Origin of the sequence: Mesorhizobium sp. Primo-A (genome assembly GCF_003997175.1) — a bacterium.
In the GTDB taxonomy this organism is placed as follows: Bacteria; Pseudomonadota; Alphaproteobacteria; order Rhizobiales; family Rhizobiaceae; genus Mesorhizobium; species Mesorhizobium ciceri.
Window position 1 is genome coordinate 71,121 of the sequence record NZ_RZTG01000008.1, and the last position, 21,381, is coordinate 92,501.

Here is a 21,381-nt window from a genome sequence, read left to right on the forward strand (position 1 = left end):
TCCGGTGGTGCCACCGCAAGCGCAACGCCTTGGGCCAGCGGCACATGCACTGGCCCTGTCACATCATTCGGCGGCCGCCCGCTGCGGTTCGGGCTGCATGTCTTCCCTCGCCTTGAACAGCGAGAGCTGGTCGACAGTTTCGACCGGACCCGGCTCGCCCTTGCGCTTCGACCAAAGCCCGACCAGCCAGCCCGAGAAATTCTCCATGTAGACATAGATCACCGGCGTCACGAACAGGGTCAGTGCCTGCGAGGCAAGCAGGCCGCCGACAACGGCAACGCCCAGCGGCTGGCGCAGTTCGGCGCTGGCGCCGGTGCCGAGCGCAATCGGGAACGTGCCCATGAGTGCCGCCAGCGTCGTCATCATGATCGGCCTGAAGCGCATCAGGCAGGCCTTGTGGATCGACTCGGTCGCCGACATGCCTTCTCGTCGCAACTCAAGCGCGACATCGACCATCATGATGCCGTTCTTCTTGACGATGCCGATCAGCATCAGGATGCCGATCACCGCGATGACCGACAGATCCATGCCGGCGAAGCGCAGCGCAACGACCGCTCCCAGTACGGCCGATGGCAGGCCGGTGAGGATGGTCAGCGGGTGGATGAAGCTTTCGTAGAGGATGCCGAGCACGATGTAGATGGTCAGGATTGCGCCGCCGACCAGAAAACCCTGGTTGGCCAGCGAATCCTGGAAGGTCTTGGCCGTGCCGGCAAAGGTCGTCGAGATCACCGTCGGCATGCCGATCTGCTCTTTCAGCGCATTGATGCGCGTCACGCTGTCGCCCAGCGCCACGCCCTGCGGCAGATTGTAGGAGATGGTCACGGCTGGAAGCTGGCCGAGCTGGTTGACGGTCAGGGCGCCGGCCGTGCGATCGACGCGGGCGAAGGCGCCGAGCGGAACAAGACTGCCGCTCGCCGTCCTCATCTGGATGGCCAGCATCCGCTCGGGCGACCACTCGATCTTGGGATCGAGCTCGGTGATGACTTCATAGCTGTCGGCCGAACCGAAGATGGTCGAAACCTGGTCGGTGCCGAACCCGCCATAGAGGGCGGAGCGCAACGTGTCGGTATCGATACCGAGTTGGGCGGCCTTGTCGCGATCCACCACCAGCGTCGCCTGCAGCGCATTGTTCTGCAGGTCGCTGGTGACGTCGGTGAAGTTCGCATGGTCGGCCGCCATCGCGTCGTTCAGTTTCTGCGCCCAAATATCGGTGAGGCCGGTATCAAGGCCCTGAACCACGAGCTGGTAGGCGCTTGCGGACGACCGCGAGCCCAGCCTCAAATTCTGCACCGGCTGCATGTAGGTCTCGATGCCCGCCACGCGGGCCAGTTGCTTGCGCAGATCCGCAAGCACCTTCTCGATATCGGGGCGCTGGTCCTTGCCCTTGAGCTGGACGAAGAGCTGCCCCTGGTTGAGCGCGTTGTTGCCGCTGCCCGCCGACCACGCCACATGGTCGACATAGGGCGAATGCGAGAAGACGCTGGCGACCTGCCCTTGCAGCCTGGACATGGCGTCGAACGAGATGTCCTGGCGGGCAATGGTGGTCACCGATATCTGGCCGATATCCTCTTGCGGGAAGAAGCCCTTCGGCGAGATCTGGATCAGCCACACCGACGCTGCCGCGGTGCCGACGAAGACGAGGAACACCAGGAAGGTGTGCCGCAGGCAGAAGCTCAAGACCCTGTCGTAGCCGCGCGTGACGAGGTCCTGCTTGTGACCGGGGCCATGCTTGTCGCGGTCGGCTTTGGTCACCGACAGCAGCCGCGAGCACAGCATCGGCGTCAGCGTCAGCGACACGAACATCGACGCCAGGATGGCGACCGTCACCACCACGGCGAACTCGTTGAAGATGCGCCCGATGACGCCGCCCATCAGCAGCACGGGGATGAAAACCGCCACCAGCGAGATCGAGATCGAGATGATGGTGAAGCCGATTTCGCGCGCGCCCTTCAGCGAGGCGTCGAAGGCCGACAGCCCGTCCTCCTCCATGTGGCGGAAGATGTTTTCAAGCATCACGATGGCGTCGTCAACGACGAGGCCGACCGCCAGCGTCAGGCCCATCAGCGAGATGTTGTCGATGGAAAAGCCGAACAGGAACATCGCGCCGAGCGTGGCGATCAGCGAGATCGGCACCGCCACGGCCGGGATGATTGTCGCCGTCACCCGGCGCAGGAACACGAAGATCACCATGATGACCAGGGCAATGGTGAGCAGCAGCGTGAACTGCACGTCGCTGACCGCCTGCCGGATCGAACTGGAGCGGTCGTTAAGCAACTTGATGTCGGCGGCGGCCGGCATCTGGTCCTTGAAGGACGGCAGCATCGCCTTGACCTTGTCGACGACGTCGACAGTGTTGGCGTCGGGCTGGCGCTGCACGGCCATGATGATCGCGCGGGTGCCATCGTACCAACTTGCGGTCGTGGTCGTCTGCACCGAATCGACCACGCGGGTCACCTCGCCCAGCCGTACCGGGTGACCGTTCTTGGTGGCGATGATGATGTTGGAGAAACCGGCGGCGTCGGTCAGCTGCGTGTTGGCGGTGATGGTGAGCTGCTGCTTGTCGTTCTGGAGCACGCCGAGCGGCGTGTTGCTGTTGGCCGAGGCAACCGCCGCCTGCAGCTGATCGATCGAGATGCCGCGTGCGGCAAGCGCGGTCGGGTCGATCTGGATGCGCACCGCGTATTTCTGCTGGCCGAAGATCGAGACCTGCGCCACGCCGTCGATGGTCGACAGCGACGGCGAGATGACGTTTTCCGCGAACGCATCGAGGTCGGTCAGCGGAACCGTGTCGCTGACCAGCGACATCAAAAGGATCGGCGCGTCGGCCGGATTGACCTTGCGATAGCTCGGCGGCGCCGTCATCTGCGGCGGCAATGATTTCTGCGTGCGCGCGATCGCCGCCTGCACGTCGGCCGCCGCCGCGTCGATGTCTCGGTTGAGCACGAACTGGATGGCGATCGAAGTCTGGCCAAGCGAATTGGTGGTCGAGATCGAATCGATGCCGGCGATGGTGGCGAACTGCTTGATCAGCGGCGTCGCCACCGATGTCGCCATGGTTTCCGGCGAGGCGCCGGGCAGCGAGGCCGAGACGTTGACCACCGGGAATTCGGCGCTGGGCAGTGCGGCCACCGGCAGGAACTTGTAGGCGAACAGCCCGCCCAGCACGAGGGCGAACGACATCAGAAGGGTGGCGACGGGCCGGCGTATGCAGAATTCGGAGATCATTGGGCGGCCTCGCCGGCGCTGGTCGCCTCGGCCACCTTGGGCGCAGCGGCACCCGCCGTGGTCTTGCCTTCATGCACCGCGGCGCCGTCCTTCAGCCGTGTCTGGCCCTCGGTGACAACCTTCTCACCGCTTTTCAGCCCCTGGCTGATGGCGCTGTTGTCGCCTTCGGTCAGCGCCACCTGCACCGGCCGCATCTCGACCGTGTTGTCCGGCTTGACCACATAGACGAAAGGGCCCTTCTGGCTTGGCTGCACGGCGACGGTAGGAACCGATGTCATCTGCGGCATGATGCCGGCGTCGAGCACGACATTCACATACTGGCCGGGCCATAGCGAAAGGTCGGCATTGGGAATACTTGCCCGCGTCGCGATAGTGCCCGACGCAGTGTCGACGCTGGAGTCGACGAAATCGAGCGTGCCCTTGCCGATCGGCGTCGCGTCACCATCCTTGGTCAGTGTCACCGCGCCCTGCTGCGGATTGGCAAGCGCCTTGTGCAGCAGGGCGAGATTGCTTTCCGGCAGATTGAAGTTGACCTGCAGCGGGTCCATCTGGGTGATGGTCACCAGCGGGGTCGCCGTGCTGCTGTTGCCATTGCTGACGGTGACGAGATCGCCGACGGCGACGCTGACCGCACCCAGCCTGCCGGAAATCGGCGCCGTGATCGTGGCGAAGCCAAGCTGGACATTGTCGGCGTCGATTGTCGCCTTGTCGGCGTCAACGGTCGCAGCGGCAGCCTTCTGCGCGGCGACGGCCTGGTCGTAGGTCTGCTGCGTGCCGGCCTGCTTGGCAACCAGATCCTTGGCGCGCTGGAGATCGGACTGCGAGCTGGCGAGCATCGCCTGATCCTTGGCGAGCGCCGCTTGATCCTTGGCAAGCTGCGCCTTCAGCGCCCGGTCATCGAGCGAGAACAGAACGTCGCCGACCCTGACCATCTGCCCATCCTTGACGTCGATCGAGACGATCTGGCTGGACACCCGCGCGTTGATGTTGACGACGGCGGGAGACGAGACGAAGCCGATCGCATAACGCCGGATCGGGAAATCGGCTGTCGAGGCGACGGCCGAGAGGATGGAAGCCGAGCGGGCGGCACCGCCGCCACCTGCCGCCTTGTCGCCCGCTGCCGGCTTGCCGGTTGCCGATTTGTCCGCGGCAGCGACCTGCTTTGCGCCGATGAGCTGCTGAGCCTTGCTCAGCGCGTCCGGAGACACATAGAGCCAGGCCGCGCCCGCACAGGCGACGGCAAGCAACGAAAGAACGACTTTTCCACGCATGGTCAAAGGCCCTCTCCACCCGACACGTCGTGGTCCGATGGTTCTACTCTAGCGCAAATCACGGCCCGTTGCCGCGATTTCGCCGAATAGATAGGACGCGCCTTTGTCGGAAAAGGGCCAAAACACGGCATTACGAAGATTTAATGTGCACTGCACAATGGATGTGCAACACGGGCTGAATCCCCATCCGACGGCTTGCGAGCCATCGCCTTCCGGCCTGAGACGACCAGAATGTGCGCGTCTCGACCTATTTGAGCATCGGCCAAAGCGTCGCCGCCAGCAGCACGCCCATGGCGATGTTGAACCATTTCAGCCGTACCGGGTCCGACAGGAAACCGCGCAGCGCGGTGCCGAACCCAGCCCACACCGAGACGCTCGGCAAATTGACGATGGTGAAGGCCACAGCGATCAACACCACCGACAGGAACGGGTGCTCGGCATTGGCATAGACGGCCATGGCGGTGATCGCCATCACCCACGCCTTGGGATTGACCCACTGGAATGCAGCCGCCTCGATGAAGCGCATCGGCCGCGCCTTCGTCTCGCCCTTGCCGGTCAGCGTGCGCGACATGGCGATCTTCCAGGCGAGGTACAAAAGATAGGCGCCGCCGGCGATCTTGAGCGCGGTATGCAGCGCCGGAAACGCCGTCAACACAGCGCCAAGGCCAAGACCGACGGCAAGCAGCAGCACGAGGAAACCCATGCTGATGCCAAGCATGTGCGGAACGGTTCTGACGATGCCGAAATTCACGCCCGATGCCAGAAGCATGAGATTGTTCGGCCCCGGCGTGATCGAAGTCACCAAGGCGTAGACAAGCAGGGCAAGGAAAGCGTCAAGCGACATGGATATCCTCCCCGACAAGTCAGGATCGTTGTCTTTTCTAGGCAACCCGCAAAGGCCCACGGACGGCCCACAGCGGGGCCAGAAGCCTCACTGTGGAAGCTGGCTGGCGCGCCCGGCGCCAGCACCGAAGGCCTACATCGCCTGCGGGCCGCGGTTCAACGCCGCCACGCCGGTGCGGCAGATTTCGACCAGGCCGAGCGGCTTCATGATGGCGATGAACTGATCGATCTTGGAGCCCTTGCCGGTGATCTCGAAGATGAAATGCTCGGTGTTGGCGTCGATGACGCTGGCGCGGAACGCATCGGCCAGCCGCAGCGCCTCGACCCGGGCCTCGCCGATGCCGGCGACCTTGACCAGCGCCAGTTCGCGTTCCAGCGGCCGCTCCTGGCCGGATTCATGCGAACGCACGGTCAGGTCGACGACGCGGTGCACCGGCACGATGCGCTCCAGCTGGTGCTTGATCTGCTCCAGCACATGCGGCGTGCCGCGCGTCACGATGGTGATGCGCGACAGGTGTTTTTCATGCTCGGTCTCGGAGACGGTCAGGCTCTCGATGTTGTAGCCGCGCCCGGAAAATAGGCCGATGACCCGGGCAAGCACGCCCGGCTCATTGTCGACCAGCACGGAAAGCGTGTGGTTTTCCGGCTTTTCCGTTTCCTTGGCGATAAAATAGGCCGAACCGGTCGGTTGTAGCTGTGCGTTCATGACATGAATCTCGATTTCAAGCTCTTGAGCTAATTCTTTGTTTGCGCAGGGCTTTCTCGCGACAGCCCTGCCTTGGTTCTGCCGGCTACACCAGTTCCCTGCCCTTGGCGTCGATGGCATTGGCCACCGCCTCGTCGGTCGCCTCGTCGGGCAACAGCATCTCGTTATGCGCCTTGCCCGACGGGATCATCGGGAAGCAGTTGGCGAGCGTCGCCACGCGGCAATCGAACAGCACCGGCTTCCTGACCGAGATCATCTCCTTGATCGCGTCGTCCAGCTCGTCCGGCTTTTCGCAGCGAATGCCGTGGCCGCCATAGGCCTCGGCCAGCTTGACGAAGTCCGGCATCGCCTCGGTATAGGAATGCGACAGCCGGTTGCCGTGCAGCAACTGCTGCCACTGCCGCACCATGCCCATATACTGGTTGTTGAGGATGAAGATCTTGATCGGCGCATTGTGCTGCACCGCCGCGCTCATCTCCTGCATCGTCATCTGCACCGAGGCGTCGCCGGCAATGTCGATGACCAAAGCGTCGGGATGCGCGATCTGCACGCCGAGTGCTGCCGGCAGGCCATAACCCATCGTGCCCAGCCCGCCCGACGTCATCCAGCGGTTCGGCTTCTCGAAACGATAGTGCTGCGCCGCCCACATCTGGTGCTGGCCGACCTCGGTGGTGATGTAGGTGTCCATGCCCTTGGTCAGTTCGTAGAGCCGCTCGATGGCGTATTGCGGCATGATCACGTCGTTGTTCATCTTGTAGGCGAGCGAGTCGCGCGCACGCCATTTGGCGATCTGCTCCCACCAGGGGTAGAGCGCCTTCTTGTCGGCCTTGGCGCTCGCCCGCCACAGCCGCACCATATCCTCCAGCACCCGGCCGACATCGCCGATGATCGGCACCTCGGTGTGGACGTTCTTGTTGATCGACGACGGATCGATGTCGATGTGGATCTTCTTCGAGTTCGGCGAGAAGGCGGTCAGCCGGCCGGTGATGCGGTCGTCGAAGCGCGCGCCGATGCAGATCATCACGTCGCAATCATGCATGGCCATGTTGGCTTCATAGGTGCCGTGCATGCCGAGCATGCCCATCCAGTTCTTGCCCGATGCCGGATAGGCGCCGAGGCCCATCAGCGTCGAGGTGATCGGGAAACCGGTGAGATCGACCAGTTCGCGCAACAGATGGCTCGCTTCCGGGCCGGAGTTGATGACGCCGCCGCCGCTGTAGATGATCGGCTTCTTGGCGCCCGCCATCAACTCGACCGCCGCCTTGATCTTCTCCAGGTCGCCCTGGACCTTTGGCTGGTAGCTGGTGCGTGGCGCGATCTGCGGCGGGACATAGAATCCCTTGGCGAACTGCACATCCTTCGGGATGTCGACGACGACCGGACCGGGACGGCCGGTGGTCGCGACATGAAAGGCCTCGTGGATGGTGGCGGCGAGCTCGTTGACGTCCTTCACCAGCCAGTTGTGCTTGGTGCAGGGGCGCGTGATGCCGACCGTATCGCATTCCTGAAAAGCGTCCGAGCCGATCAGCGAGGTCGGCACCTGCCCGGTCAGGCAGACCAGCGGGATCGAATCCATCAACGCGTCCTGCAGCGGCGTCACCGCATTGGTGGCGCCCGGGCCGGAGGTCACCAGCATCACGCCGGCCTTACCGGTCGAACGCGCATAGCCTTCCGCCGCATGGCCGGCGCCCTGCTCATGGCGCACCAGTATGTGCTCGACCTCGTCTTGCTGAAAAATCTCGTCATAGATCGGAAGGACAGCGCCGCCGGGATAGCCGAAGACATGCTTGACGCCATTGTCCTTCAGCGCCTGCACCACCATTTCGGCGCCCGTCATCTCGCGCCGCTCGTTCTGTCCGTTGCTCATCGGTCTGGTCCCGTACTGTCGCCATTGGGCGTTTGCTGGTCGTTTAGTCGTGTTTCAGGCAATAAAAAAGGCCCCCGAGGGAGCCTGTGTCTTGCGCATGGGGGGTTTTCGCCCGGCGGTTACACCGCCTTGCCCACGCGCTTTCCTACGAGAATGAGTGCTGTTTTCATGGTGGCGGACACTAAGGGCGGGCAAGGCGACCTGTCAACGGGAAAAATCGCGCCGGCGCGCACAGCGTGCCGGCGCGATTGAGGCGATCAGCGCGGCGCCTTGCAGCGGGAAACGCGCGGATCGCATCTGGACACCTTCCTCGCCTGCATCTTCGCTGGCGGATGGTGAGGTGCCACCCTTGCCGGGCCATGGTGCTGGGGCATGTGCATTGCCATCGCCTGCTGATGCGGCTTCTGTTGTCCGGCACCGCGTGCAGGACGCTGCCCCGAGACCGGCTTGGCCGAACCCGGTTTGGCCGACGATTTGACGACGATACGTCCATCGCCCGCGGTCCTGTCGGCATGCAGCTTGAGCGCATCGGCCTTCGCGCCGTTGCCGGCGGCCATCCGCTTGCGCACAGTGTTGCCAGGCTTCACGACGGCTGGATTGCTCGCTGTCACAGCGCTCGGAGACGTGGCCTTGTCGCCGCTCGCAATCTTGGGGCCATGGCCCGCCACGATTTGCCCGTTCCCATTGGCCGCCTTGGCGGCAGGCATTGCATTGCCGGCAAGCTTCTTGATTTCGGCGCCCCTGGAAGCATCGAGACGTGCACTGGCAAACACGCCTTTGAGCGGAGGAACCAGTTTTGCCGCCTTGATCGATTCCATGACGGGCTTCGGGAGTTGCTGCAGCCGGGGTCCGGCATTGATTGCAACCACCTGGTTGCCAAGCCGCACGCGTGGCGCATTGTTGACCACGACCGTCTGGTTGATGAATGTCGTGTTGCGCACGATGACGACGTTCTCCTGAACCGGCCGCACCACCCTGACCAGATCCACCGCGCCGATCGCCGCCACCGGCACGAAACACCACCAGGCGTCGTCGAAGGCGGCACCGACGTCGGGCGGCGCCGGAGCCCAGCCGACATCATTGCCGCCCTGACGCCAGACCACCCAGGCTGGCGCCCATTGATCGCCGGCGATCCACACCCAGCCGAAATCGGGATCATACGCCCAGCGGCCATAGTGATAGACGACATCGCCGAATGGCTCGGTGGACTGCCAGTACCAGCCATTGTCAGTCCAGACCCACCTGCCTTCGGTGTAGGGCCGCCATTGGGTATGCACCGAGGGAACCCAGACATCGCCGAAGCGGCTGGAGGTTCGCCATCCGCCATAGTTCGAAAGCCTTTCGCGGACGGTGACGGAAATTTCCGCCGCATGCGCCTGTGTTCCGGGCAGCATCAGCGGGCCGGTCAGCGTCGCACTCAAGGCCATGACCGCGGCCATTGCTGCAGCACGTCCACGCCGGCCGAGAGAGTGGCGTGAAGACGCTTGGAAAAAGGATATGATAATCATAACGGGCTCCAGAGTTCCGCATCCAGAAAATCCCGGGAACCGCCCTGCTGCCCGCCACCGCTTCCCGGCTTCTCACCGATCGGTTGTCATCGGCCCCGGTGACCGCATTGCGGCATTTGACCATCAACTTTGCGCGACCGGCGCGGCATTCACAAATGGGACGGTCGTTTCCGGCGCCCGGGCGATTGCGAAACCGCCGGGTGATCCCATTTTGCGAATAAACCATTGAAACCGCTGGAAACTATGGTGGGGCGTGACGAGGGCCGCCATCTCTGACGATACTTGATCGTCCGGCGGCAAGCCCGTCGGAGCCATCACCATGACGATCTGGATTTCACGGGAGGAAACCTGATGCTCGACAAGCCCTCTAGCAAGAAACTGTCTGACGTACTCGACCAGTTCGGCGCCGCGCTTGCTGCCGATGACATCGAGAAGGCGGTCGATTGCTTTCAAGAAGATTGCTACTGGCGCGACCTCGTTACCTTCACCTGGAACATCAAGACCATGGAAGGCCGCGACCAGGTCCGCGACATGCTGAAAAGCCAGTTGTCGAACACCAGGCCATCGCACTTCGCCATCGCCAAGGGCGAGGACGCGACCGAGAGCGGCGAACTGATCGAGGGCTGGATCAGCTTCGAGACGGAGGCGGCACGCGGCTTCGGCCATATCAGGCTGAAGAACGGCAAGATCTGGACGCTGCTGACCACCATGGCCGAACTGAAAGGCCACGAGGAGCCGGCAGGCTTCGCGCGGCCGATGGGCGCCAGGCACGGCTCGGGCAAGAACCGTCCGACATGGAAGGAAGAGCGCGAGAGGGAAGCCGCCGAGCTCGGCTTCAAGACGCAGCCCTATACGGTGATCATCGGTGGCGGCCAGGGCGGTATCGCGCTCGGCGCGCGGCTGCGGCAGCTTGGCGTGCCGACCATCATCATCGAGAAGAACGAGCGTGCCGGCGACAGCTGGCGCAAGCGCTACAAGTCGCTCTGCCTGCATGACCCGGTCTGGTACGACCATCTGCCCTATATCGATTTCCCCAAGAACTGGCCGGTCTTCTCGCCCAAGGACAAGATCGGCGACTGGCTGGAAATGTACACCAAGGTAATGGAGCTGAATTACTGGTCCTCGACCGAGGCCAAAAGCGCTTCCTATGACGACAAGACGAAGGAATGGACCGTTGTCGTCCACCGTGACGGCAAGGACATCACGCTGAAGCCGAAGCAACTGGTGCTGGCGACCGGACAGTCCGGCAAAGCCAATCTGCCGAAATTCAAGGGCATGGAGACCTTCAGGGGCGATCAGCACCACTCGTCGAAGCATCCGGGTCCCGACGCCTATGCCGGCAAAAAGGCCGTTGTCATCGGATCCAACAATTCCGCCCATGACATCGCTGCCGCACTTTGGGAAGCCGGCGCCGACGTGACCATGGTGCAGCGCTCGAGTACCCATATCTCCAGGTCCGACACGTTGATGGAAATCGGACTGGGTTCGCTCTATTCGGAGCAGGCGCTGCAGAATGGCATCACCACCGCCAAGGCCGATCTCATCTTCGCTTCGCTGCCCTACAAGATCCTGCACGAGTTCCAGATCCCGGCCTATGCCGAGATGAAGAAACGCGATGCGGCATTCTACAAGGGACTGGAAAAGGCCGGTTTCATGCTCGACTGGGGCGACGACGAGTCCGGCCTGTTCATGAAGTACCTCAGGCGCGGCTCTGGCTATTACATCGATGTTGGCGCATCGCAGTTGGTCATCGATGGTTCGATCAAGCTGAAGAGTGGCGTCGACGTCGAAGAGATCAAGCAGCACTCGGTCCTGCTCAGCGACGGGTCGGAACTGCCTGCGGACCTCATCGTCTACGCCACCGGCTACGGCTCGATGAACGGCTGGGCCGCCGATCTGATATCGCGCGAAACCGCCGACAAGGTCGGCAAATGCTGGGGCCTCGGCTCGAACACCACCAAGGATCCCGGCCCCTGGGAAGGCGAGTTGCGCAACATGTGGAAGCCTACACAGCAGGAAGCGCTGTGGTTTCACGGCGGCAACCTGCACCAGTCACGCCACTATTCACAATTCCTGGCGCTGCAGCTGAAGGCCAGGCAGGCCGGCTTGGCGACGCCGGTCTACGGGCTGCAGCAGGTGCATCACAAGGGGTAGGCGAGCGCGATTCCGGCGAAGCCGGAAGAAAGAAGGCAGGGCTTGCACCCTGCCTCCTTCCTTTGAGGGAATTACGCCGGCTTACCCGCCGCGAACTGCGTCACCACCCGCTGCAACAGCGGCACGTAATCGCGAAACGTCCGCGTCTTCATGTTGGCAATCTTGCCGCTCTCGTCCCAGATGCGGACCCGGACCGCTTCCTCATGGAACGGGTTCTTGCGGAACTCGGCCACCTCCTCGGCATTCATCGGCCCGCCCTGCAGCGACAGCGTATGCACCGAGGCCGGCGACAGCCTGCCGAAATAGGTCGGATCGGTGGCGCAGAGATAGCGCTTGGCGGCGACATGCAGCCTGACGCATTCGACGATGACAGGTGGAAAGAACGGCGCCAGCACTTCGCCGCCGGCTTCGTCATGATGCTTGTCCTCGACATCCTCGGGCGAATAGGTGCCGAACTCGCTGGTGTAATGGCCAATGTCGTGCAGCAGCGCCGCCGCCACCAGCTCGTCCGGCGCGCCGTCCTTTTCGGCGAACCAGGCGCCCTGCAGCATGTGCTCCGACATGGTGACGGGTTCGCCGAGGTAGGATTCCGCACCCCGGCGCTCGAAGATGTCGGCAATGAATTCGACGATATTGTCCGCGTTCAAATCCTGGCCGCTCATTCCGCCGCCTCCTTGAACCCGTGTTCTATCGACGCGAGCGTCGACAGCAGGCCATCCTTGTCGGCGTAACAGCCCTGCAGCCAGCGCTTGCCGGTTCCGGAAAACGCCTTGCGGGCGTGCATGACGCGCGTGTTGTCGACGATGAAAGCCTGCCCCGCTTCGAGCTTGAACGTCACTTCGAAGGATGGATCCTCGATCAGTTCGGCGAACCGGCGGTAGGCGGCGTAGTACGCCTCCATGTCGGCGAAGGGCACGTCGACCGTCGGCGCCAGCGAGCGGTTGTTGAAGCGGATGCAGATCAGCTCGCCATCGGGCCCGAGCTCGATCATCGGCCGCTTCGCCTGCAGCCGCACACCGGAAGAGCCGGCATATTCGAAGCGCGCCGGGCATGAGCTCAGCAGCCGGAAGCCTTCCGGGTTCTCAGCCTGCAGCGCAGCCGCGACGGCAAACCCGTCGACGACGCTGGATTCGCCGCCCTCAACCGTATTCTCGATGCAGGACAGGATCTGCAGCGTCGGCACGGGGTCGCGATAGGGATTGTCGGTATGCGCCTGGAGCCCGAGATTGGTGTAGGCGAGATTGCTCGGATTGACCTCGGCGCGCACTTCGAACCAGCGGCCGTAATTGGTCTCCCTGATATAGCCGAACAGATCGGACACCTTGCACAGCGCTCCGGATTCGGCCGGCAGATCGTCCATCACCGCAAAGCCATAGGCTTTCACCGCCGACAGCCATTGCCCCAGCACAGCGCGATCATGGCTGGCCGCAGCATAGCCGGCGCGCGGCACCGAATTCTGCATCGAGGCCTTGGTCCATCGCACGGTGGCCTCGTCTGTCCAGCCGGGCTGGCGGGCCGCGTCACGATCATAGGCATTGGCACTCAGCCATGCCGCCGGGAAACTCACTGTTTTCTGCTCCGGCACGAAGCTGACTTCCAGGGCGCCGCCCTTGAGCGATGCCGCGCCGATCCTGGTGTCGGCGGGAATGTCGAGGATGGTGATCAGCCGTTGGCCATTGCCGGCGCTGCGCGTCTTGTCGTCCAGCGCATTGTCGCGCAGCCACATGGCGTGAAAGCGGCTGCGCGACCCGTCCTTCCAGCCAAGTTCGATTGTTCTACCTTCGTCGCCGATCAGCGCCTGGGTGAGCATGGAGATCCGTTCCTGTCCATTGCGTCCCCCGCAGCTGATCCGCAGGGTTTCGATTGCATGTTGATCGCGCGAGAGGCATAATTCAAATTATCCTTTTTTGGCCAATGACCACGATATACTAATGTCTCGAACCACACCCCTGCCGCCGCTCGACTGGCTGCGCAGTTTCGAGGCTGCGGCGCGGCTGTCGAATTTCACCGCGGCGGCAGCCGAGCTTGGCCTCACCCAGGCGGCCGTCAGCCAGCACATCCGCTTTCTCGAGGAGCGGCTGAAGACACGTTTGTTTTCGCGGCTGGCGCGCGGCGTCGCCCTGTCGCCGGAGGGGGCAGCCTACCTCCCCCACATCCAGTCGGCCTTCGCCACCATCGGCAACAGCACCGCGGAACTGTTCGAGCCGCGCGCCGTCCAGACCGTGACCATCCGGGCGCCGATTTCCTTTGCCTTGCTGATGCTGGTTCCGGCGCTGCCCGATCTCGCGAAGGCACTGCCGCGCATCCAGCTCGACCTGGTGACGATCCATCGCCCTACCGATTACGACCTGCCAGGCTCGGTGCTCGATATCCGTTTCGGCAACGGATCCTTCCCCGGCCGCGAAGCCGACAGGCTGACCGCCGAGCGGCTTGTGCCGGTGGCGGCTCCGGGTCTGGTCGGCGACGCAGACTGGACCTCCTTGCCGCTGCTTCTGGTTGCCGGCGCGCGCGAGATGTGGGCGGAATGGTTCGCTGCCGCCAGGCTGGCCGGCCATCCCAGGCGATCGCACCGCTTCGACAGCTTCGTTGCCGCCATGGAAGCGGCCAAGGCCGGCGCCGGCGTGCTTTTGGGCTCGCGGCCGCTGGTCGATGCGGCGCTCGACAGCAAGACGCTGGTCAGGCTTTCCGACTTCGAACTCTCCAGCACATCGGGCCATTTTCTGACCAAGGCGTCGACAGCGCGCCTAACCGGCGCCGAGCAGGATTTCCGCCAGTGGTTGCTGTCGCGCCTCTCCGCGCCGGCATGATTGGTTACGAGATTTGCCCGATCCGCTTCCAGTAGATCAGCGTGCCGGTCAGCCCGCCATGCGGCTTCAGGGCATAGTCCGGTATCTCACCGGCCAGCGTGAAGCCCAACCGCTCATAGAGGCCTGAGGCGCCCTCCTCGGTTGCCGTGTCCAGAACCAGCAGCGTGCGGCCCTTCTCCACCGCAAGGCTCTCGGCGGCCCGCATCAGGCGCGTTCCCACGCCCCTGCCCCGGTAGTCTGTGCGTGTCATCAGCTTGGCGATCTCGGCCCGGTGCGGCTGGTTGGGCGGACAGTCGGGCAGCAAGGTCACGGTGCCGACCAGGTTTTTGCCGTCCCAGGCGCCAAGCATCGCTCTTTCGCCCCTTGCCGCCGCGGCCAGCGATTTCTCCCAGAAACCCCCCGCCGCCTGCGGCGCCAACGGATGCATGAAGCTGACCGAACCGCCTGCCGCCACCGTTGCGACCAGCAATTCGGCCAGCCCGTCCTGCGTCTCGGCAGCCGGGGTCAGGGTTGCGATCTCGATCGAGTTCATGTGCGGGATATCCTGTGATTGCGATAGAAGCGGGCGCATTGCCGTCACTCCAGATGGCGCGCGCGGCGACGCTTTCGCGCCGCCTTGATGGCGCTGATGCGGTCGGCATCTTCGTGCCCGAGGTGCCGCCCGCGCTCGAGAATCTCGAGCGTGTACTCCTCGTAGGTCAGGCCAAGCCGCTCGGCTCTGTCCATGCGCAACAGCATGACCTCGTGGCTCGGCGCCTTCCACGCCTTGGCGTGCGCTGCCTGCCAGGCCAGGAAGATATAGGGATCGCCCGTGCCCCATGGCGGGCCCTTGTACTCATCGAGAGGCGGCCCCCCATTGTGGGAGCGCTTTGGTCTCTTTGCCATTGTGTCAGCCTCTGACCAGGGCGACCAGATAGTCGGCGCCGGGCTCCAGGGCATGGAAGGTGCAGTCCGACGGCGCCCCAAGCGCCAGGCAGTCGCCGGGCTCGAGCTTGTGCGCCATATCGCCTTCGATGAATTCGAGCCGCCCGGAAATCAGCCATATCTGCTGCTTGATGAAGGCGTATGAAGCAGCCGGAAAACTGACCCTGGCGCCCGCCGGCAGATGCACCTTGATCAGTTCCAGCGGCATATCGCCAGCCGGCGAAAGATGCCGCCTGACATAGCCGGTATCGGGATCGCGCCATACCGGCTGGTCGGCCTCGCGCAGCAGCCCGCCGCCCTGCAGCTCGGCGCGCGCGATCAAGGTCGACAGCGTCATGCCGAAGGCCGACGCGATGCGCACCAGAAGCGCCGCCGTCGGGCTGGTCTTGCCTCGCTCGATCGTGCTGAGCATCGCCTTCGAGACGCCGGAATGCTCCGCCAGTTCGGCCAGGGACCAGTCACGCATGACCCTTTCGGCGTGTATCCTGCGGCCTATCGTCGAGGAAATTTCGTTCGCTATATCATCCATATGTCTATTATAGTGAAATATTGACGCCGGAGAAGAGCCGCCTTGCGACAATTTTCACAGGCCCCTTAATGCTCTCTACACCATCCGACCTCATCGGGCCTTAACCCCATTCGGGTAGGATCGACTCTCCAGGGAAATGGGGATTGGCCTGTCCATGTATGTCGAACGCGAAGCCTCCGTGGGGGAACCGACCTCGCAGGAGCGCCGCCAGACCGAGCAGAACGACAAGCGCATCCTCGGCAATGTCGTGCAATGCGACGGCGCTCGCGCCACCATCAGCGCCTATGCGGACGATGCCGACGGCGCGGTGACCGGCCTGTGGACAGTCGGCAAGATGATTTCCATCAATCTCGGATCGACGCGAACCGTCGGCCTTGTCTACGCGATCGGCAAGTCGGACCGCGCCTGGAGCAATGAGGGCCAGAACGCCATCGAGGTCAGCATCGAGTTGATCGGCGAAGTCCGTGACGGTGCGGAGCCCGGCGCCAGACCGGTCTTCGACCGCGGCATCACCACCTATCCGCATATCGGCGCCGTTGCGCATCGCATCCGCACCCGCGACCTGCAGGCGGTCTATGACCTTGCCGGGCGTCATTCGATCACGATCGGCACGCTCGCGCAGGACGAGACGATCGCCGCCAACATCGCTATCGACGATACGCTGGCGCGTCACTTCGCCATTGTCGGCACGACCGGCGTCGGCAAATCCACCGCCGTTTCGCTGCTGCTGCGCAAGTCGATCGCGGCACGGCCGGATCTGCGCATCCTGATCCTCGACCCGCACAACGAGTTCGCGGCATCGCTGCCCGAATACTGCGTCAGGGTCGATTCCAAAACCTTGGATCTTCCGTTCTGGATGTTCACGCTGGAGGAATTCGCCGAGGTGCTGTTCCGGGGCCGCGAGACCGAGCCGGAAGAAATCGATGCCTTGCGCGACCTGATCCCGGCCGCCAAGAATCTCTACCGCAACCCGAATTCGGGCTCCTATATCAGGCGCGGCAGCGATGCGCTGACCGCCGATACGCCAGTGCCTTACCGCATCGCCGACCTGCTGAAGCAGATCGATGAGCGCATGGGCATGCTCGAAAGCAAGACCGATCGCCCGACGCTCAAATCGCTGAAGACGCGCATCGAATCGGCGGCGGCCGATCCACGTTATCGCTTCATGTTCAACTCGCGCCTGATCGAGGACACCATCCACGAGACGATCGGCAACATCTTCCGCGTGCCGCATCATGGCCGTCCCGTGACCTGCTTCGAGATGGCCGGCATGCCGTCCGAAGTGGTCAATTCCGTCTGTTCGGTGCTGGCGCGCCTGGCCTTCGATCTCGCTCTATGGAGCGAAGGCAAGCTGCAGCTTCTGTTTTTGTGCGAAGAGGCGCACCGCTATATGCCGGCCGACCCGCGTCTCGGATTCGCGCCGACCAGGCATGCGCTGTCGCGCATTGCCAAGGAAGGCCGCAAATATGGCTGCTATCTCGGCGTCGTCACCCAGCGCCCCGGCGAGCTCGACCCGACCATCCTGTCGCAATGCTCGACCTTCTTCGCCATGCGGCTTGCCAATGAGCAGGACCAGGCGATCATCCGCTCGGCGATTGCCGACTCTTCCGCCTCGACGCTTGCCTTCCTGTCCTCGATGGGCCAGCGCGAAGCCATCGCCTTCGGCGAAGGCGTGGCGACGACCATGCGGCTGAAGTTCGAAAAGCTGCCGAGCCACCTGCTCCCCGGCACCGCCAAACGCGAAGAGGCCACGTCGAAGCCGGGCGACGATGTCGATCTGGTGGCGATCGTGGAACGATTGCGCAACGTGCCGAAATCGACGCAGCAGGCGATGGCCTTCGCCGAGGTCGTGGATTCAGGCCGCCAGGCCGGCGACCCCGACTACCGCAAGCCACCCGCCGCACGCCCGCCATCGGACGACGATTTCGACATGCGCTACGGCCTCAAGCCCGCAACCTTCGGCCTGCGCCCGCAAAACGATTGAGCTTGCGACCCGGCTGTTCTGCCGGCCGATTGAGAAGCCGCGCTAAGCTCGCGCCCTGCCTGGACCGCTTGGGTAAATCCCGTCAGGGAATTCGTCAGGCTGAGTCGGGTGGTGCTGTTTTCGAGAACCGAAGCGGAGCGGACATTTGAGTCCGTGAGCATCGGAAGCGCAGAAAACGGCGCCAGACGGCCAGCCTCACGAATTCAGGGACGGGATTTTAGGCGCAGACGCGGTTGCGGCCTTGCCTCTTCGCCTCGTAAAGCTGGCGGTCGGCGCGGCGATAGAACTCTTCCGCTGTTTCCTTGCGGTCCCAGACGGCTAGCCCGACGCTGGTGGTGATCTTGAGGCGGACATTGCCCGACAGCACCGACATGTTGGCGATCGCCTTGCGGATGCGCTCGGCAAACTTGCCCAGAAGCTCGGCGTCCATGTTGGGCGTGACCACGGCGAACTCCTCGCCGCCCAATCGCGCCACCACATCGTGGTAGCGCGTCATATCCTTGAGACAGCTTGCGACGGCCTTGAGCACTTCGTCGCCGACGTCATGGCCATGGGTGTCGTTGACCTGCTTGAAATGGTCGAGATCGAGGATCATCAGCCCGACAGGCTTTTCGATGCGCCGGAACTCCTCGAGATACTCCTTCAGCGCATCATCGAAATAGCGCCGGTTCTGCATGCCGGTCAGGCCGTCGGTCAGCGCCGCATGCTCGAGTGTTTCCGACCGCGCGCTGAGCGAGACCGTCATGGCGCGCAGCTTGCCCTCCTCCGTCGCCTGTTTTCGAATCAGCGGATAGATGAAGAAAATGCCGAAGAACAGCGCGGTGGCCAGGAGCACGCCGGTCGCGAACAAGAGCTTGTTGAGATAGATGACCTTGTCCAGACCCGAAGCCGTATGCAACTCGTCGGCGAAGGACTGCAGAAGTCCATAAGCATGCAGCGTCACCAGGCCGGCGGCCAGGATCACGAATATAAAGACGAAAAACGCTGATTCCGCCTTGTGGAAACGCATCTGCTCCCCGTTGGAAAAGTGCCCATCGACCTTATGGCATGGGCGGGCTTACGGAGGGTTAATTTGGACAACCACAACGGGAACCTTTCCTTGCAGGTAAACTTTTCAGGTTGCATCGGAAGCAAGCGCTGAGATCGTGGTTTCCAGATCATCACCGGGGTGCAACCTCAGCCATTCCGGCCCCAATTGATGCCTGAACCAGGTGGTTTGCCGCTTGGAATATTGCCTGGTCGCGATCTTGGCGCGTTCGATTGCCTCGGGAAAGCCAATCCCTCCGGCCATCGCCGCCTGCAGTTCGCGAACGCCGATCGCTTTCATCGCCGGCAATTCGGGATCGAGGCCAAGTGCCGCAAGCCGCTTGACCTCGTCCAGCGCGCCCTTGTCCAGCATTTGGTCGAAGCGTTTGTCGATGCGTCCGACCAACGCCGCCCGATCCGGCTCGATCACCAGGAAACGCGCGCTTTGCCTGTCGATGAGCGGCTGGCCGCGCTCTGCCTGCCATTCCAGGATCGAACGGCCAGACGCATCGAGAACCTCCAATGCCCGCACGATGCGCTGGCTGTCGGTTGGCTTGAGCATCATGGCGGCCGCCGAATCCTCGCGCAGCAGCAGGCTGTGCAGCTTGACGGCGCCCTGCTCCTTCAATTCATAGCGCCAACGGTCGCGGACCCGTTGCGGAATGTCGGGCATTTCCGAAATGCCCTCGGCTAATGCGCGAAAATAGAGCCCGGTGCCGCCGACAAAAATCGCTGTCCGTTCGGAGAATGTGCCGTCGTCGATCAGTTTCATCACGTCGCGCAGCCAGGCGCCGGTGGAATAGGGTGTCGCCGGATGGACATGGCCGTAGAGGAAATGCGGTGCGCGGGCGAGGTCGGCCGCCTCCGGCCGGGCGGTCAGCACGTCGAGCACCGAATAGCCCTGCATGGAATCCGTATTGACGATCACGCCACCCCTGCGCTCGGCCAGATCGAGCGCAAGCGCCGACTTGCCGCTGGCGGTCGGCCCGGCTATCAGGATCGCGTTCTTCACGCGGCCCTTGCCCGCCTGCCCGCCGGAATGTTCCATGCCGCTCATCGCCACGCTTGTTTCCCGTCCCATTGAGCGCGCTTTGTCGCTGTCGCTTGCGAATATGGCCTCACGGTCGGTCGGCGCAAGCGCTGTTGTCTGGCTGGCCGAAGGTATCGCCTGCGATCTCGTCCTGCCTGAGGCAGCCGACGCGGCCGCTACGAGTGCCGTCTTGCGCACGGCACTCGCCAGCGAGTCGGTCGACGTGATCGTCCAAGAAGCAGAAACCCGCCGCAAGAAAATCCTGATCGCCGACATGGATTCGACCATGATCGACCAGGAATGCATCGACGAGCTGGCCGACGAGATCGGCGTCAAGGATCATGTTGCCACGATTACCGCGCGATCCATGAATGGCGAGATCGCCTTCGAACCGGCTTTGCGCGAGCGGGTGGCGTTGCTGAAGGGCCTCGACGCCACCGTGGTCGATCGCATCGTCGCCAATCGCCTGACGCTGGCCTCGGGCGGCCGTGTTCTGGTCCGGACCATGCGCGCCAACGGTGCCTGGACGGCACTCGTGTCTGGCGGGTTCGAGGTGTTCACGACGCGAATCGCCGCAATGCTCGGCTTCCAGGAGAACCGCGCCAATCGCCTGCTCGAGCAGGACGGGCGCTTCACCGGCCTGGTCGGCGAACCGATCCTCGGCCGCGCCGCCAAGGCCGACGCGCTGATCGAAATTTCAGCGCGCCTCGGCCTGACGCCCGCCGACGCCATTGCCGTCGGTGACGGCGCCAATGATCTCGACATGATCCGCCTTGCCGGTACCGGTGTCGCGCTTCACGCTAAGCCGACGGTGGCGGCACAGGCCAAGGTCCGCATCGATCATGGCGACCTGACCGCGCTGCTCTATATTCAGGGCTACAGGCAGGAGGACTTTGTGCAATGAAACCAATGCGTACCGAGCGCCTGATCCTGCGCAACTGGGAGGATCGCGACCGCGACCTGTTCCACCGCATCAACTCCGACGACCGGGTGATGGAGTTCTTTCCATTCCGCCGTGACCGCGCCCAGGCGGATGCCAAGATGGACGAGCTCCGGGCCTGGACCACGAAGGACGGATACGGTTTTGCTGCCGCCGAGATCACCGCCACCGGTGAATGCATCGGCTTCATCGGTCTCCTCGACACCGATCATGTGCCATCCCTGCCAGCCGGCACCATCGAGATCGGCTGGCGGCTGGCACCTGAGTTCTGGGGCAAAGGCTATGTCACCGAGGCAGCCGATGCGTGGCTGGCCTACGGCTTCGAGACGCTTGGCCTCGATGAAATCGTGTCATTCGCCGTCGCGGCCAACCGCCGCTCCACCGCCGTCATGCAACGCCTCGGCATGAGCGCGGATCCATCCGCCGATTTCGACCACCCCAGCATTCCCGACAGCCATCCGCATCTCAAACGGCATGTCCTCTACAGACTGTCGCGCCAGGACTGGCAGGCAAGAAAAAGGGCAGCTCGCTAGCCGCCCTTTTTTCAGTGTTGTCGTGTTGTCGATC

18 protein-coding genes are annotated in these 21,381 nt (G+C 63.4%); 5 read left to right on the plus strand and 13 right to left on the minus strand.

What is annotated here, in order from left to right; translation table 11 throughout:
* Positions 1-63: 63 nt before the first annotated feature.
* The 6 genes from EOC83_RS15865 to EOC83_RS15890 all read right to left on the minus strand — a co-directional run bounded on the left by EOC83_RS15865 (position 64) and on the right by EOC83_RS15890 (position 9,351).
* On the minus strand, positions 64-3,225 hold the full coding sequence (locus tag EOC83_RS15865) for an efflux RND transporter permease subunit (RefSeq protein WP_063168268.1): 3,162 nt from the start codon (positions 3,223-3,225) through the stop codon (positions 64-66).
* Positions 3,222-4,496: an efflux RND transporter periplasmic adaptor subunit gene (locus EOC83_RS15870; RefSeq protein WP_063168269.1), complete on the minus strand. Its 1,275-nt coding sequence runs from the start codon at positions 4,494-4,496 to the stop codon at positions 3,222-3,224. The genes EOC83_RS15865 and EOC83_RS15870 overlap by 4 nt, the downstream gene beginning before the upstream one ends.
* A gap of 247 nt (positions 4,497-4,743) precedes the next feature.
* Positions 4,744-5,340, minus strand: coding sequence for a LysE family translocator (locus EOC83_RS15875; RefSeq protein WP_024501399.1), 597 nt, complete (start codon positions 5,338-5,340; stop codon positions 4,744-4,746).
* A 132-nt stretch (positions 5,341-5,472) separates the two neighbouring features.
* A complete protein-coding gene (gene ilvN / locus EOC83_RS15880; RefSeq protein ID WP_013531048.1) occupies positions 5,473-6,045 on the minus strand; it encodes an acetolactate synthase small subunit in 573 nt (190 codons plus the stop codon).
* A gap of 85 nt (positions 6,046-6,130) precedes the next feature.
* Positions 6,131-7,912, minus strand: a complete 1,782-nt coding sequence (locus EOC83_RS15885; RefSeq protein WP_082826477.1) for an acetolactate synthase 3 large subunit — start codon at positions 7,910-7,912, stop codon at positions 6,131-6,133.
* A 257-nt stretch (positions 7,913-8,169) separates the two neighbouring features.
* Positions 8,170-9,351 carry a DUF6600 domain-containing protein gene (locus EOC83_RS15890; protein WP_063168270.1) on the minus strand — a complete coding sequence of 394 codons (1,182 nt, stop codon included), beginning with the start codon at positions 9,349-9,351 and terminating at the stop codon, positions 8,170-8,172.
* 420 nt (positions 9,352-9,771) lie between these two features.
* Between EOC83_RS15890 and EOC83_RS15895 the strand changes: the two genes are divergently transcribed.
* Positions 9,772-11,574: an NAD(P)/FAD-dependent oxidoreductase gene (locus EOC83_RS15895; protein ID WP_063168271.1), complete on the plus strand. Its 1,803-nt coding sequence runs from the start codon at positions 9,772-9,774 to the stop codon at positions 11,572-11,574.
* Positions 11,575-11,645: 71 nt separating this feature from the next.
* On the opposite strand, the gene EOC83_RS15900 is transcribed toward EOC83_RS15895, so the two are convergent.
* A complete protein-coding gene (locus EOC83_RS15900) occupies positions 11,646-12,236 on the minus strand; it encodes an HD domain-containing protein (protein ID WP_063168272.1) in 591 nt (196 codons plus the stop codon).
* On the minus strand, positions 12,233-13,384 hold the full coding sequence (locus EOC83_RS15905; protein ID WP_063168273.1) for a gamma-butyrobetaine dioxygenase: 1,152 nt from the start codon (positions 13,382-13,384) through the stop codon (positions 12,233-12,235). The genes EOC83_RS15900 and EOC83_RS15905 overlap by 4 nt, the downstream gene beginning before the upstream one ends.
* A gap of 121 nt (positions 13,385-13,505) precedes the next feature.
* Here EOC83_RS15905 and EOC83_RS15910 point away from each other — a divergent pair, with 121 nt between their 5' ends.
* A complete protein-coding gene (locus tag EOC83_RS15910) occupies positions 13,506-14,381 on the plus strand; it encodes a LysR family transcriptional regulator (protein WP_024501405.1) in 876 nt (291 codons plus the stop codon).
* Between the two features lie 4 nt (positions 14,382-14,385).
* Here EOC83_RS15910 and EOC83_RS15915 read toward each other — a convergent pair whose 3' ends face one another.
* The 3 genes from EOC83_RS15915 to EOC83_RS15925 are packed head-to-tail and all read right to left on the minus strand — an operon-like array spanning position 14,386 to position 15,834.
* Positions 14,386-14,913, minus strand: a complete 528-nt coding sequence (locus EOC83_RS15915) for a GNAT family N-acetyltransferase (protein WP_127325963.1) — start codon at positions 14,911-14,913, stop codon at positions 14,386-14,388.
* A gap of 44 nt (positions 14,914-14,957) precedes the next feature.
* Positions 14,958-15,266 (minus strand): hypothetical protein, encoded by a 309-nt coding sequence (locus tag EOC83_RS15920; protein WP_013531040.1) that lies wholly within the window; start codon positions 15,264-15,266, stop codon positions 14,958-14,960.
* A gap of 4 nt (positions 15,267-15,270) precedes the next feature.
* Positions 15,271-15,834: an XRE family transcriptional regulator gene (locus tag EOC83_RS15925; protein WP_027160588.1), complete on the minus strand. Its 564-nt coding sequence runs from the start codon at positions 15,832-15,834 to the stop codon at positions 15,271-15,273.
* Positions 15,835-15,988: 154 nt separating this feature from the next.
* On the opposite strand from EOC83_RS15925, the gene EOC83_RS15930 reads away from it, so the two are divergent.
* Positions 15,989-17,818, plus strand: coding sequence for an ATP-binding protein (locus EOC83_RS15930; protein WP_024501408.1), 1,830 nt, complete (start codon positions 15,989-15,991; stop codon positions 17,816-17,818).
* A 217-nt stretch (positions 17,819-18,035) separates the two neighbouring features.
* Here EOC83_RS15930 and EOC83_RS15940 read toward each other — a convergent pair whose 3' ends face one another.
* Positions 18,036-18,827 carry a GGDEF domain-containing protein gene (locus EOC83_RS15940; protein ID WP_013531037.1) on the minus strand — a complete coding sequence of 264 codons (792 nt, stop codon included), beginning with the start codon at positions 18,825-18,827 and terminating at the stop codon, positions 18,036-18,038.
* Between the two features lie 105 nt (positions 18,828-18,932).
* Positions 18,933-19,901 carry a tRNA (adenosine(37)-N6)-dimethylallyltransferase MiaA gene (gene miaA / locus EOC83_RS15945; protein ID WP_063168274.1) on the minus strand — a complete coding sequence of 323 codons (969 nt, stop codon included), beginning with the start codon at positions 19,899-19,901 and terminating at the stop codon, positions 18,933-18,935.
* Here miaA and serB point away from each other — a divergent pair.
* Both serB and EOC83_RS15955 read left to right on the plus strand, forming a co-directional pair.
* Positions 19,891-20,778: a phosphoserine phosphatase SerB gene (gene serB / locus EOC83_RS15950; RefSeq protein WP_082826478.1), complete on the plus strand. Its 888-nt coding sequence runs from the start codon at positions 19,891-19,893 to the stop codon at positions 20,776-20,778. The two genes, miaA and serB, sit on opposite strands and share 11 nt — an antisense overlap.
* A complete protein-coding gene (locus tag EOC83_RS15955) occupies positions 20,775-21,347 on the plus strand; it encodes a GNAT family N-acetyltransferase (protein WP_063168275.1) in 573 nt (190 codons plus the stop codon). Before serB ends, EOC83_RS15955 begins: the two co-directional genes overlap by 4 nt.
* Positions 21,348-21,381: the final 34 nt, after the last annotated feature.

Excerpts from the sequence above, each read along its gene's own strand:
- miaA (WP_063168274.1), bottom strand. The coding sequence starts at position 19,901 with ATGAGCGGCATGGAACATTCCGGCGGGCAGGCGGGCAAGGGCCGCGTG.
- EOC83_RS15865 (WP_063168268.1), bottom strand. The coding sequence starts at position 3,225 with ATGATCTCCGAATTCTGCATACGCCGGCCCGTCGCCACCCTTCTGATG.
- EOC83_RS15905 (WP_063168273.1), bottom strand. The coding sequence starts at position 13,384 with ATGCTCACCCAGGCGCTGATCGGCGACGAAGGTAGAACAATCGAACTT.
- EOC83_RS15955 (WP_063168275.1), top strand. The coding sequence starts at position 20,775 with ATGAAACCAATGCGTACCGAGCGCCTGATCCTGCGCAACTGGGAGGAT.
- EOC83_RS15885 (WP_082826477.1), bottom strand. The coding sequence starts at position 7,912 with ATGAGCAACGGACAGAACGAGCGGCGCGAGATGACGGGCGCCGAAATG.
- EOC83_RS15870 (WP_063168269.1), bottom strand. The coding sequence starts at position 4,496 with ATGCGTGGAAAAGTCGTTCTTTCGTTGCTTGCCGTCGCCTGTGCGGGC.
- serB (WP_082826478.1), top strand. The coding sequence starts at position 19,891 with ATGCCGCTCATCGCCACGCTTGTTTCCCGTCCCATTGAGCGCGCTTTG.
- EOC83_RS15915 (WP_127325963.1), bottom strand. The coding sequence starts at position 14,913 with ATGAACTCGATCGAGATCGCAACCCTGACCCCGGCTGCCGAGACGCAG.
- EOC83_RS15930 (WP_024501408.1), top strand. The coding sequence starts at position 15,989 with ATGTATGTCGAACGCGAAGCCTCCGTGGGGGAACCGACCTCGCAGGAG.
- EOC83_RS15940 (WP_013531037.1), bottom strand. The coding sequence starts at position 18,827 with ATGCGTTTCCACAAGGCGGAATCAGCGTTTTTCGTCTTTATATTCGTG.
- ilvN (WP_013531048.1), bottom strand. The coding sequence starts at position 6,045 with ATGAACGCACAGCTACAACCGACCGGTTCGGCCTATTTTATCGCCAAG.
- EOC83_RS15875 (WP_024501399.1), bottom strand. The coding sequence starts at position 5,340 with ATGTCGCTTGACGCTTTCCTTGCCCTGCTTGTCTACGCCTTGGTGACT.
- EOC83_RS15925 (WP_027160588.1), bottom strand. The coding sequence starts at position 15,834 with ATGGATGATATAGCGAACGAAATTTCCTCGACGATAGGCCGCAGGATA.
- EOC83_RS15910 (WP_024501405.1), top strand. The coding sequence starts at position 13,506 with ATGTCTCGAACCACACCCCTGCCGCCGCTCGACTGGCTGCGCAGTTTC.
- EOC83_RS15920 (WP_013531040.1), bottom strand. The coding sequence starts at position 15,266 with ATGGCAAAGAGACCAAAGCGCTCCCACAATGGGGGGCCGCCTCTCGAT.
- EOC83_RS15895 (WP_063168271.1), top strand. The coding sequence starts at position 9,772 with ATGCTCGACAAGCCCTCTAGCAAGAAACTGTCTGACGTACTCGACCAG.
- EOC83_RS15890 (WP_063168270.1), bottom strand. The coding sequence starts at position 9,351 with ATGGCCGCGGTCATGGCCTTGAGTGCGACGCTGACCGGCCCGCTGATG.
- EOC83_RS15900 (WP_063168272.1), bottom strand. The coding sequence starts at position 12,236 with ATGAGCGGCCAGGATTTGAACGCGGACAATATCGTCGAATTCATTGCC.